We start from the raw sequence: 1047 nt of genomic DNA, 5'->3' as shown, positions 1-1047 counted from the left end.
GCTATTCTTTTAGATCGGGATAATGAAGAGAAACAACTCCTTGTATTAAAAGAGCATTTGTCTTCTGAAATTAGAGAAGGAGATATAATCCAATTATCTTATCACGAAAAAACAGATGAGATTGACAACATAGAAATCCTTAAAGTAGATACTCAATCAGTGAAGCAAAAAGCTGAGCAATTATTATAGAAACTACTAGACAAGAATAAGTAAAAAAGAGGGAACAAATGACCCCTCGCTTTCATTCTCACATTCTGCCAACCAACTTAAAAATTCAAGACATATCAAAGTAATTCGTAATATGCTTTGAGTATGCTAAATCAGCGTTGCACTTTAAATCTATTAAATACATACATTGTCACATTGACAATGTATAGGTCGTTGGTTAGATCCTAGTAGGAATAATGGGTACCAAACCCTCTAAATTATCGTTCAAATAACGATATTTCTCAAAGAACAGGCCTACTAGGCAGGATTTCTAGGGTCTTTTTTTCTATATCAAAGTGCCCGAATAGTGATCATTTTTTTAATAAATCACAGCGAAACCTTGAATATATCGCTCGCTTTTCAAATTCCTTTTTTTTATGATGTGCGAATAAATATTATGGGTTTTTATGTTCCGATTGCCCAATCTTTTTTGCACTTTTATATTTACAAGTGCTCATCTAAGTAAGTTCTTTTCTCATCTCTAAAGGTTTGGGACACCTCCTCTCAATTACGAAACTACGCTACGCTATATTACTGATTTAGCAGGTGAAGTTACTACCATTATTTTCACTTATTGTTTATTTAAATAAAGATAGTAAATTATTTAGCTAAAAGGTATAATCTCCTCTGGGATAGAAAAAATATATATTCCAGAAAGGAATAAGTTATGAGAAATAAGAATTTATTTAAGAAATGGCTTATATGTTTAATTATATTTTCGTTAGCAGTTACATATATTCCATTTACCAATTTTGTAGTACATGCTGAAGTTCAAGTTCAGCAACCAGAAGAAAGGAATCAAATTGACAGTTCAGAAAGTGAGGATATAAAGAGTTTAAG

At 31.3% G+C, this 1047-nt stretch carries 1 protein-coding gene; it reads left to right on the top strand.

Annotation, left to right across the window (positions count from 1 at the left end; genetic code table 11):
• Positions 1-189: hypothetical protein (locus RL70_RS18085; RefSeq protein WP_039044589.1), on the top strand; the 189-nt coding region annotated here is incomplete at its 5' end.
• Positions 190-1047 lie beyond the last annotated feature (858 nt).

Origin of the sequence: Sporosarcina sp. ZBG7A, assembly GCF_000813425.1 — a bacterium.
Classification (GTDB): Bacteria; Bacillota; Bacilli; order Bacillales_A; family Planococcaceae; genus Sporosarcina.
The sequence above is the reverse complement of the archived record's forward strand: the minus strand, read 5'-3'. Positions and strand labels throughout refer to the sequence as shown.